General features: G+C 67.7%; 11 protein-coding genes. 1 reads left to right on the top strand and 10 read right to left on the bottom strand.

The window, feature by feature from the left end; genetic code table 11:
- Positions 1 to 311: 311 nt before the first annotated feature.
- The 8 genes from N5E02_RS18795 to N5E02_RS18760 all read right to left on the bottom strand — a co-directional run bounded on the left by N5E02_RS18795 (position 312) and on the right by N5E02_RS18760 (position 6,453).
- Complete coding sequence (locus N5E02_RS18795; RefSeq protein WP_005420378.1) at positions 312 to 659, bottom strand: lipid-A-disaccharide synthase N-terminal domain-containing protein; 348 nt, start codon at positions 657 to 659, stop codon at positions 312 to 314.
- The gene (locus N5E02_RS18790) at positions 659 to 1,381 is read right to left on the bottom strand and encodes a glycosyltransferase family 2 protein (protein WP_005420380.1); all 723 of its coding nucleotides are present in this window, start codon (positions 1,379 to 1,381) and stop codon (positions 659 to 661) included. Before N5E02_RS18790 ends, N5E02_RS18795 begins: the two co-directional genes overlap by 1 nt.
- Positions 1,382 to 1,471: 90 nt before the next feature.
- The gene (locus tag N5E02_RS18785; protein WP_005420382.1) at positions 1,472 to 2,437 is read right to left on the bottom strand and encodes an NAD-dependent epimerase/dehydratase family protein; all 966 of its coding nucleotides are present in this window, start codon (positions 2,435 to 2,437) and stop codon (positions 1,472 to 1,474) included.
- A gap of 45 nt (positions 2,438 to 2,482) precedes the next feature.
- Positions 2,483 to 3,217: a suppressor of fused domain protein gene (locus N5E02_RS18780; protein ID WP_053498802.1), complete on the bottom strand. Its 735-nt coding sequence runs from the start codon at positions 3,215 to 3,217 to the stop codon at positions 2,483 to 2,485.
- A gap of 125 nt (positions 3,218 to 3,342) precedes the next feature.
- Complete coding sequence (locus N5E02_RS18775) at positions 3,343 to 4,266, bottom strand: ParB/RepB/Spo0J family partition protein (protein WP_005420385.1); 924 nt, start codon at positions 4,264 to 4,266, stop codon at positions 3,343 to 3,345.
- Positions 4,266 to 5,063, bottom strand: coding sequence for a ParA family protein (locus N5E02_RS18770; RefSeq protein ID WP_005420387.1), 798 nt, complete (start codon positions 5,061 to 5,063; stop codon positions 4,266 to 4,268). The genes N5E02_RS18775 and N5E02_RS18770 overlap by 1 nt, the downstream gene beginning before the upstream one ends.
- 112 nt (positions 5,064 to 5,175) lie before the next feature.
- The gene (gene rsmG, locus N5E02_RS18765; RefSeq protein WP_279946603.1) at positions 5,176 to 5,814 is read right to left on the bottom strand and encodes a 16S rRNA (guanine(527)-N(7))-methyltransferase RsmG; all 639 of its coding nucleotides are present in this window, start codon (positions 5,812 to 5,814) and stop codon (positions 5,176 to 5,178) included.
- 39 nt (positions 5,815 to 5,853) lie between these two features.
- Positions 5,854 to 6,453, bottom strand: coding sequence for a 4'-phosphopantetheinyl transferase superfamily protein (locus tag N5E02_RS18760; protein ID WP_279946602.1), 600 nt, complete (start codon positions 6,451 to 6,453; stop codon positions 5,854 to 5,856).
- Between the two features lie 84 nt (positions 6,454 to 6,537).
- Between N5E02_RS18760 and N5E02_RS18755 the strand changes: the two genes are divergently transcribed.
- Positions 6,538 to 6,789 (top strand): GlsB/YeaQ/YmgE family stress response membrane protein, encoded by a 252-nt coding sequence (locus N5E02_RS18755; protein ID WP_005411656.1) that lies wholly within the window; start codon positions 6,538 to 6,540, stop codon positions 6,787 to 6,789.
- A 71-nt stretch (positions 6,790 to 6,860) separates the two neighbouring features.
- Here the strand turns inward: N5E02_RS18755 and xth are convergent, their stop codons facing one another.
- Positions 6,861 to 7,628, bottom strand: coding sequence for an exodeoxyribonuclease III (gene xth / locus N5E02_RS18750; RefSeq protein ID WP_005420392.1), 768 nt, complete (start codon positions 7,626 to 7,628; stop codon positions 6,861 to 6,863).
- A gap of 162 nt (positions 7,629 to 7,790) precedes the next feature.
- On the bottom strand, positions 7,791 to 9,200 hold the full coding sequence (locus tag N5E02_RS18745; protein ID WP_279946601.1) for a coniferyl aldehyde dehydrogenase: 1,410 nt from the start codon (positions 9,198 to 9,200) through the stop codon (positions 7,791 to 7,793).
- Between the last annotated feature and the right edge of the window lie 24 nt (positions 9,201 to 9,224).

Below are 9,224 nucleotides of genomic sequence, written 5' to 3'. Positions count from 1 at the left end.
CAACAGGGCAACGGCAAGACGGGTTTTCACGAGCACAGGTTCCCGGGAAGGCAGACCCCGATCATGGCACCGCCCACGGCCCATGGCATGGGACGAAGGTCCTGCCTGCAGCGCAGGCAGGACCGGGAACCGGCCGCTCTGGTAGATGCCAACCTTGGTTGGCACACGGGGAAACCCAGCGCCGACCAAGGTCGGCATCTACCAGGGCACCGCCGCTGAACATGCAGTAGATCCACGCCATGCGAGGATGCGCCGGGATCCTGACAGGGGTCAGAGCCCTTTCCAGTGGAAAGGGATCCGACCCCGCAGCCTCAGTGGCTGGCCCTGTCGCGCTTCCAGCCGCGGTGCTTGATGTCCAGGTGCAGGCTGTACAGCGCGGTGAACGCCGGGAACAGGTTCTGCAGTACACCCACCGAGTCCTGCTTGGCCGAGAACAGGAAGTAGCTCAGGGTCATCAGGCTGCCGAGCACGCTCATGTACCAGAACAGGCGCGGTATGACGGGTTTGCCGGCGCGCTTGGAGGCGATGAACTGGACCAGCCAGCGGCCGCCGAACATCAGTGCGCCGGTGTAGCCGATCAGCTTCCAGCCGGTCACATGCAGGCCGGTCCAGTACAGCCAGGTGAGGGGCTGATCCAGCCAGTGCAGCTCCAGATCCATCAGCGCTCCTCCACCGCGGTGCGCTTGCTTCGGGTGATCAGCCAGGCCACGCCACGCAGGTCGCGGATGCCGACCAGCGCGCGGCCGAGGTTGTTGTACTTGGACACGCCGGCGGTACGGTGGCGGTGGTTGACCGGCACGCTGGTGGTCTTCCAGCCGGCACGCTGCATCAGCGCCGGCAGGTAACGGTGCATGTGGTCGAAGTACGGCAGGTCGAGGAACGCGCTGCGTTCGAACAGCTTGATGCCGCAACCGGTGTCGGGCGTGTCATCGCGCAGCATGCGCGCACGGATGGCGTTGGCCCACTTGCTGGCCCAGCGCTTGCTGCCGCTGTCCTGGCGGTTGACGCGCCAGCCGGCGAACAGCTTCACCTGCGCCTCGGCGGCGTCGCGTGCGGCGAGCAGCTTGGGAATATCGGCCGGATCATTCTGGCCGTCGCCATCCAGGGTCGCGATCCACGGCGCGCGCGCGTGCTTGACGCCGGTGCGCACCGCCGTGCTCTGCCCGCTCTGGTTCACATGGTGCAGCACGCGCAGTTCCGGGGTGGTTGCCTTCAATCCCTGCAGCACCGCCAGGGTGTCATCACGCGAGTGGTCGTCGATGTAGACGATCTCGAACGGCAGCCGGCCACGCAGCGCAGCGGTGATTTCGGCGACCAGCGGGGCAACATTGTCGCGCTCGTTGAACACCGGGACGACAACGGAAAGCTCGGGTTGGCTCATAAGGCACTCGGCCAAAGGGGGGACAAAGACCGCGCATTCTCCGAAACCGAGGTTATCCGAAGATGAACCCGGCGGCGTGAGGATCCGTCCTCAGGCGCGATCGCCAAAATACTCGCGGCACCACTGCACCACAGGCGGCAGGCCTTGTTCGATCGGGGTCACCGCATCGAAGCCGAAAGCGTCATGTGCGCGCCGGGTATCGGCCATCGTGCGCACCATGTCGCCGGGCTGCATGGGCTTGTAGACCTTCTGCGCAGGGCGGCCGGCGGCCTGCTCGATCACGCTGATGAAGCGCTCCAGCTCGACCGGTGTATGGTTGCCGAGGTTGAACACCCGGTGCGGCACCGGACCGTCGGCCGGATGCGCGAGGGCGCCGAGGATACCGGATACGATGTCGGAGACATGTGTGAAATCGCGCTGCATGCGGCCTTCGTTGAACACGTCGATCGGCCGACCGGCCAGCACCGCGCGCGAGAACAGCAGCGGTGCCATGTCCGGCCGGCCCCACGGGCCATACACGGTGAAGAATCGCAGCCCGGTGGCATGCAGGCCGTACAGCTGCGCGTAGGTGTAGGCCATCAGCTCGTTGGCCGCCTTGGTCGCCGCGTACAGCGAGCGTGGCTGGTCCACGCGCTGGTCTTCGGAGAACGGCGGCGTGGCCGAATCGCCGTAGACCGAACTGCTGGAGGCATACACCAGGTGCTGCACGCCACGGTGGCGGCACAACTCGAGCATGTTGACGAAGCCGACCAGGTTGCTGTCGACGTAGGCATGCGGGTTTTCCAGCGAATAGCGCACGCCGGCCTGCGCGGCCAGGTGGATCACCGCGGTCGGCCGCACCTCGTCGAACAGTGCGGCCAGGCCCTGCTGGTCGGTCAGGTCCAGGGTGCGCAGGTCCAGCGCCGGACACAGCGCGGCCACGCGGTCACGCTTGATCTGCGGGTCGTAGTAATCGTTGAAGTTGTCCAGGCCGACCACGGCCTGGCCGGCCTCCAGCAGCGCGCGGGCGGTGTAGGCACCGATGAAGCCGGCAGCGCCGGTGAGCAGGATGGTCATGGCAGGGGCCTGGGAACGAAGTTCAGGCCCCTGATGTTACCGGTCTCAGAACAAACCGAAACGCTTCTTCGCCACGTTGGTGCGGCCGGGCTCGATCACATCGTTGATCTGTTTCGCATCGAAGCGGTCGAGCAGGGCGTCGGCGCCCTTCTTCAGCTTCAGGTCCATCTCTTCGGGGTACAGCGGAACCAGGCTCATGAAGCTGATGGTATTGCCATCCTCCAGCTCCAGTGTGGCGAAGTCCTCCGGGGCGGTCACCGGCGGCAGCACGATGGCACCGTCGAAACCCACGCCCGGCGCATAGGGCTCGCTGGGATGGCCGTTGGGAATGGTGTGGCCGAAGCCCAGCCACGTGTCGTACTCGTGCGGCAACCGCGCCATGCCCTTCAGCAGGCGCACTGGCCAGTAGTTGCGCTCATCCTCGAAGGCGTCCTGCGTGATCGGCCAGTCGGCCGGCAGGGTCACCATCAGTTCCATGTAGCGCGGCACGTCCGCATCCACCTCGGCGGGCACGGTCATCGGCAGGTCGCTCATGCCGGAGGTGACCAGGCGCAGGTACGGGCAGTGGTCATTGGCCGGCACCACGTGCACGTCGATGTGCACCAGGTCGGAGATGATTTCATGGAAGACACCGGACACCGGTCCCAGGTGGTGTTCGATGTGAGCACTGATCGCCTCGATGTGCCGTTCTTCGCCGATGGCGAGCACAAAGTCCTTCTCACGGCGATGTACCAGTATCTGGGTGCCGTCCGGGCTGACGTCTTCGTAGTCGTTGCTCATGTCCTGCTCCCTGGATGAGGCCACGGGCCGGAAGACAGTGCATTCCGCGGTGCGCGTGGCAGTGCGTTCCCTGTCATTCGCCGGGCGCGGCAGGAACAGGCCGCCTCCCCGACGCGGCGCCGGGCTCAGCCCTGGCGCGCGCGCAGTTTTTCCAGCACGCCGTCCAGGGTGTCCAGGTCGGTGTAGTGGATGATCAGCTTGCCCTTGCCGCCACGGCCGTGGCTGATCGCCACCTTGGCGCCGAGCGCTTCGGACAGCTCGGTTTCCAGCGAGGCGATGTCGGCCTGCTGCACCTTCGGCGTGGCCACCGGACGGCTGCTCGGCACCTTGCCGGCGGCGAAAGCCTGCGCGCGCCGCTCGACCTCGCGCACCGACCAGCCTTCGTCGGCCGCTTCCTGGGCCAGCTTGCCGGCCAGTTCGGGGGCCAGGGTCAGCAGCGCACGGGCATGCCCCATTTCCAGGCGGCGGGTTTCCAGGAGCAGGCGGATCGCCACTGGTAGTTCCAGCAGGCGCAGCAGGTTGGACACCGCCGCGCGCGAGCGGCCGACGGCCTCGGCGGCCTCGGCATGGGTGAGGGTGAACTCGCTGATCAGGCGCTGCAGCGCTTCGGCTTCCTCCAGCGGGTTGAGGTCTTCACGCTGGATGTTCTCGATCAGCGCCATCGCGATGACGGTGCGGTCTTCCAGCTCGCGCACCACCACCGGCACTTCGTCCAGCCCGGCCAGCTGCGATGCGCGCCAGCGGCGTTCACCGGCGACGATTTCGTAGTTGCCCGCCGGCAGCTGGCGCACCAGGATCGGCTGGATCACGCCCTGCGACTTGATCGAGTCGGCCAGCTCGGACAGCTTGCCCTCGTCCATCTCGCGGCGCGGCTGGTACTTGCCCGGCTGCAGCTGGCCGACCGGCAACTTGCGCAGCACTTCCCCCGGCAGCGGCTCGATCACCGCCGTGGTGGCCTGCACCTGGCTGACCGCGCCCTTCGGGCCCAGCAGCGCGTCCAGGCCACGGCCGAGGCCTCGCTTCTTGGCTGCCGGCTTGCTGCTGGTCATCAGACGGTCTCCACGGCCTTGGTGGCCTTGTTGCGTTCGTTGTTGCGGCGGATGATCTCGCCAGCCAGGCCCAGGTAGGCCACGCCACCGCGCGAGGCGCGGTCGTAGCCGACGATGCTCTGGCCATGGCTGGGTGCCTCGGCCAGGCGAACGTTGCGCGGCACGATGGTGCGGAACACGCGATCGCCGAAGTGCTCGGTGAGCTCGGCCGAGACCGCGTTGGCCAGGTTGTTGCGCACGTCGAACATGGTGCGCAGCACGCCTTCGATCTCCAGCGCCGGATTGAGGTTGGCACGCAGCGCTTCGATGGTTTCCACCAGCGCGCTCAGGCCTTCCAGGGCGTAGTACTCGCACTGCATCGGCACGATCACCGAATCGGCAGCGGCCAGCGCATTGAGCGTCAGCAGCGACAGCGCCGGCGGGCAGTCGATCAGGATGTAGTCGTACTCGTCGCGGATCGGTGCCAGCGCGCGCTTCAGCCGCTGCTCGCGCTCGCTCTGCGCCATCAGCTGGATCTCGGCGGCGGTCAGGTCGATGTTGCCGGGAAGCAGGTCGTAGCCTTCGGCGGTCTGCACGCGTACATCGGCGGCGCTGGACTCGCCCAGCAGCAGATCGTAGGTGGAGGCGGCCAGCTCACGCTTGTCCACGCCACTGCCCATGGTCGCGTTGCCCTGCGAATCGAGGTCGACCAGCAGCACGCGCTTGGGTGCGTTGGCCAGGGAAGCGGCCAGGTTGACGGCGGTCGTGGTCTTGCCGACGCCACCCTTCTGGTTGGCGATGGCGATGATGCGGGCCATGCGGGTGTGCCTCGTCGACGTGTGCTGGGACCGGTCATTATGCGTACAACCGGCCCCTTGCGGAAATCGTGGATCGCCAACCCGTTGTTGCACAAGGGGCTGGCGGCGGGAATCAAGGGCCTGTAACAGTAACCAGGTGGCGTTCGCCGGCCAGGCCGGGCACGCTCAGCGGGGTCACCTCGCGCACCTGCCAGCCAGCCGGCAGGTCCGCGATCTCCTCATGCGGGTAGACGCCCTTCATGGCCAGCAGCACGCCCCCCGGCCGCAGCAGGTGGCCACCGACACGGACGATGCCGGCCAGGGTATCCATGGCACGGGCGGTCAACTGGTCGTAACGACCGGCCTCGTCCAGCGCCTCGGCGCGCGATTCGGCCACGCGGGCATTGCCCAGGCCGAGTTGGCGCACGGCCTCGCGCATGAAGCGCGCCTTCTTGCCATTGCTCTCGACCAGGGTCACCTGCAGGCCCGGGCAGGCGATGGCCAGCGGGATGCCCGGCAGCCCGGGGCCGGTGCCGAGGTCGGCCAGGCTGCCATCGGCCACGAACGGCTGCATCGCCAGCGAGTCGAGCAGGTGGCGGGTGACCATCTCCTGCGGGTCGCGGATGGCGGTGAGGTTGTAGGTGCCGTTCCAGCGGTGCAGCAGGGCCAGGTAGCGCAGCAGCGGCGGCGCCAGCGCGGCATCCAGGCCCATGCTGGCCAGGCCCTGTTCCAGCGTGGCAGCTACGCTGGCGAGAAGTGGGTGTTCGCTCATGCCGGCATTATCGCCGGTTTTGCGCGCTGATTCCCCGCCTCAGTGCGGATACCAGGCCAACGCCGCCCGGAACTGACCGGTGGCCTGCCATTCGTGCAGGTGCCAGCGCGCGGCCTCGCCCAGTTCCGGGTCGCACCAGCGCAGGTGCAGGGCGCCATCGGCCCCCGGCGCCAGCTGCAGGCGGTGCAGGCCGAACGAGATACCCTGGCCGTGCGCCTTCAGCATCGATTCCTTGGCGCACCACACGCGGAAGAACCAGTGTTCGCGGTCGGTCTGGTCCAGGCTTTCCAGCCACGCCACCTCCTCCGGGTGGAAGAAGCGCTGCACGATCTCCAGCAGGCGGGCGCGCGGCCGCAGCAGTTCCAGGTCCACGCCCAGCCGCACGCCTTCGCCCAGCGCCACCAGCAGCACCTCGCCGCTGTGGCTCCAGCCGGTGCCGTAGTGGGCCAATGCGCCGCTCAGCTCCGGCCGGCCCTTGTCATCGCGGACCAGCGGCAGCGTCTCCGGATCGGCCCCGAGGGCCTGCGCCAGCACCTGCCGTGCCTGCGGTTCGCCGCGCTGGCCGGGCACGTGCGGTCGCCGCCAGACCGTCACCGGACCAAAGCGCCACGGGCCGTCGAGGGTGGCTGGCAGGCTCATGCGCACGCGCCCGTCACACGATTGCACGACGGGTTCACGGCCGTGCGCGTCAACTGGTCACCGTTCCCCACCGGAGGTTCGATCATGGGCATCATCATCTGGCTGATCGTCGGCGGCATCGTAGGCTGGCTGGCCAGCATCATCATGAAGCGCGATGCCCAGCAGGGCATCATCCTCAACATCGTGGTCGGCATCGTCGGCGCGCTGATTTCCGGCTGGCTGTTCGGCGGCGGCATCAACGAAGCGATCACCATTCGAACCTTCCTGTTCTCGCTGATCGGTGCAGTGATCCTGCTGGCGATCGTCAATCTGTTCACCCGCAAGAGCATACGCTGACACGGCGGTAGCGCCGGCCGCTGGCCGGCGGGCCTTTCAGAACGGGCCCGGCGATGCCGGGCCCCGTTCGTTCAACCGATCTGTACCCACGCCGGCGCATGGTCGCTCGGACGTTCCCAGGTGCGCGGCTCGCGGTCGATGCCCGAAGCCACCGCACCGCTCTTCAGCGCATCGGAGACCAGGGTCAGGTCGATGCGCAGGCCCAGGTTGCGACGGAAGCCGGCGGCGCGGTAATCCCACCAGCTGAAGGTGCCCGCCTCGTCGTTGTGCAGGCGGAAGCCATCGTGCAGGCCCAGCTGCAGCAGCTTGTTCAATGCGCCGCGCTCGGCGGTGGAGGTCAGGATGTGGTTGTCGTTCCACACCTCCGGGTCGTGCACGTCGCGTGCGTCCGGGGCAATGTTGAAGTCCCCCATCACGATCAGCTTCGGGTGGCGCTGCAGTTCTTCGGCGATCCAGGCATGCACCGCCTCAAGCCAGCGTAACTTGTACTCGTACTTGTCGGTACCGATGTCCTGGCCGTTGACCACGTACAGGTTGATTACCCGCAGGTCGCCGAAGGTACCGGCGATGACGCGCTTCTGCTCGTCCTCGAAGCCGGGAATGCCGATCTGCACGTCCTGTGCAGGCTCACGGGACAGCAGCGCAACGCCGTTGTAGGTCTTCTGGCCGGCGAACACGCTGCGGTAGCCGGCAGCGATCAGCGCAGAGTCGGGGAACTTGTGGTCCTCCAGCTTGGTTTCCTGGATACCGACGATGTCCGGGCCGAACGCCTTGAGCCACTGTTCCAGGTGCGGCAGGCGGACATTGAGCGAATTGACGTTCCACGAGGCGATTTTCATGCGGGCATTCTACCCGGGTGGGCTTTGGTAGACGCCAACCTGGGTTGGCGCATGGCCGCCCCCGTGCCAACCAAGGTTTGCACCCACCGGTAGTGCCGGCCGCTGGCCGGCAACCCCATGAACCGTCGGCAGGACCCCTCAGTTGGCGGCCAGCGGCCGGCACTACCGCAGCAGCAGCTTCAACAAACCCGCAATCTTCGAATACGGCGGCCGCAGCCGGTCGCTGGCCGCCCAGCGCGACTGCCACAGCACCGGCAGCCGCTTGCTCATCGCATCGAACCCGGCCCGCCCGTGGTACGCGCCCATGCCGCTGGCCCCTACCCCGCCAAACGGCAGGCCATCGGCGGCGAAGTGCAGCAGCGTGTCATTTACCGTCACGCCACCGGCCACCACCTGGCCGAGGATGCGCTCCACCGTGGCCGTGTCATGGCTGAAGGGATACAGCGCCAGCGGCCGTTCGCGGGACAGCACGTCCGCCAGCGCCGCCTCCAGGTCCGGGTAGGCCCGCACGGGCAGGATCGGCCCGAAGATTTCCTCGCGCATCAGGTCCAGATCGTCGGGCGGGTCCAGCACCACGGTCGGCACCAGCAGGCGCTCGCGGTCGGCGCGCGCCTCATCCACCTGCGCCAACGGAATCACCGGCACGCCGCGTTGCCGCGCCTGTACCAGATAGCCCTGCAGGCGCTGGTACTGGCCCTCGTTGATGATGCGCGTGTAGTCGTCGGCATTGCTGAAGTCGCCATAGCGTTCGCGCACCTGCTGCTGCAGCGCCTGTACGAACTCGCGCTGGCGGACCGTATCGATCAGCACATAATCCGGCGCGATGCAGGTCTGGCCCGCGTTGAACCACTTGCCGGTGGCCAGCCGCGCGGCGGCTTTGCCCAGCGGAAAATCGCGGCAGACGATGGCCGGCGACTTGCCGCCCAGTTCCAGCGTGACCGGCACCAGATGCTCGGCGGCGGCGGCCATCACCTTGCGGCCAACGGCCGTCGAGCCGGTGAACAGCAGATGGTCCAGCGGCAGCGAGGACACCGCCGCGGCCACATCCGCCCCGCCCTGCACCACCGCCACCCGATCGGGCGGGAACACGCTGGCCAGCAGATCAGCCAGGAACGCACTGGTGCGCGGCGTGTGTTCGGAGGGCTTCAACAGCACGTGGTTGCCAGCGGCGATGGCGGTGGCCAGCGGCACGAGTGCCAGCGTGACCGGGTAATTCCACGGTGAGATCACCCCGACCACACCCAGTGGCGTCGGCCGCAGCTGCGCGCGCGCCGGCCACAGCTTCCAGCCGGCCCGTACGCGCTGCGGCTTCGACCAGCGCCGCAGGTGGCGGCGCAGGTGGTCGATGGCCGACAGCACACTCATGCCATCGGCCAGCTTCGATTCGACGTGGACGCGGTGGCCGAAGTCCTCGGCGATGGCCGTGGCCATTTCGTCCAGGCGTGGCTTCAGCGCTTCGCGGAGGCGGCGCAGGTCGGCTTCACGCTGGTCCAGCGAAGGGCGCTGGGCCTGCCAGGTACTGCGCAGGGTGTGCAGGAGGGCGGGAAGGTCGGCTGGGGCGGTGGTCGTCATGGGCCGACTATACGGGGTGCTGCG

The sequence above is a fragment of the Stenotrophomonas sp. GD03777 genome, from assembly GCF_029842485.1.
GTDB classification, from domain to species: Bacteria; Pseudomonadota; Gammaproteobacteria; order Xanthomonadales; family Xanthomonadaceae; genus Stenotrophomonas; species Stenotrophomonas sepilia.
This window is presented reverse-complemented; position numbering and strand designations above follow the sequence as displayed.

Coding starts and splice junctions, on each gene's coding strand:
- N5E02_RS18795 (WP_005420378.1), bottom strand. CDS start 659: ATGGATCTGGAGCTGCACTGGCTGGATCAGCCCCTCACCTGGCTGTAC.
- xth (WP_005420392.1), bottom strand. CDS start 7,628: ATGAAAATCGCCTCGTGGAACGTCAATTCGCTCAATGTCCGCCTGCCG.
- N5E02_RS18785 (WP_005420382.1), bottom strand. CDS start 2,437: ATGACCATCCTGCTCACCGGCGCTGCCGGCTTCATCGGTGCCTACACC.
- rsmG (WP_279946603.1), bottom strand. CDS start 5,814: ATGAGCGAACACCCACTTCTCGCCAGCGTAGCTGCCACGCTGGAACAG.
- N5E02_RS18790 (WP_005420380.1), bottom strand. CDS start 1,381: ATGAGCCAACCCGAGCTTTCCGTTGTCGTCCCGGTGTTCAACGAGCGC.
- N5E02_RS18780 (WP_053498802.1), bottom strand. CDS start 3,217: ATGAGCAACGACTACGAAGACGTCAGCCCGGACGGCACCCAGATACTG.
- N5E02_RS18770 (WP_005420387.1), bottom strand. CDS start 5,063: ATGGCCCGCATCATCGCCATCGCCAACCAGAAGGGTGGCGTCGGCAAG.
- N5E02_RS18775 (WP_005420385.1), bottom strand. CDS start 4,266: ATGACCAGCAGCAAGCCGGCAGCCAAGAAGCGAGGCCTCGGCCGTGGC.
- N5E02_RS18760 (WP_279946602.1), bottom strand. CDS start 6,453: ATGAGCCTGCCAGCCACCCTCGACGGCCCGTGGCGCTTTGGTCCGGTG.
- N5E02_RS18745 (WP_279946601.1), bottom strand. CDS start 9,200: ATGACGACCACCGCCCCAGCCGACCTTCCCGCCCTCCTGCACACCCTG.
- N5E02_RS18755 (WP_005411656.1), top strand. CDS start 6,538: ATGGGCATCATCATCTGGCTGATCGTCGGCGGCATCGTAGGCTGGCTG.